The organism is Bacillus sp. JJ1503 (assembly GCF_036965125.1).
GTDB lineage: Bacteria > Bacillota > Bacilli > Bacillales > Cytobacillaceae > Cytobacillus.
Genome location: NZ_JBALOZ010000296.1, coordinates 1 through 283, shown reverse-complemented (window position 1 = coordinate 283; position 283 = coordinate 1). Strand labels below are relative to the sequence as shown.

Genomic DNA, 283 nt, shown 5'->3' with positions numbered 1-283 from the left:
TCCCAAGCACAACGACCTCACAGCTCTCTCTAATTCGTTCAACCGATTTTTGCGAGTTTGGGCCTTTGCCAATAAGATCACCTAAACAGAATATGGTTTGGATCCCTCTGGATTTAATATTGTCCATGACTGCCTCAAGTGCAGTTACATTGCCGTGAATATCTGAAATAACCGCTATACTTCCCATCTGCCTGCCCTCCCAACTTTTAGTAATAGTTTCTCCATATTTTAGTCATATCCCTTTATTTTTTCGAAAGTTGATTTTTTCTACTGTTGCATATAT

1 pseudogene (cut by a window edge) is annotated in these 283 nt (G+C 39.2%); it reads right to left on the bottom strand.

The features are described 5' to 3' along the window. A pseudogene (locus tag V7149_RS20670) lies at positions 1 to 187 on the bottom strand (metallophosphoesterase family protein); it reaches 547 nt to the left of the window's first position. Positions 188 to 283: the final 96 nt, after the last annotated feature.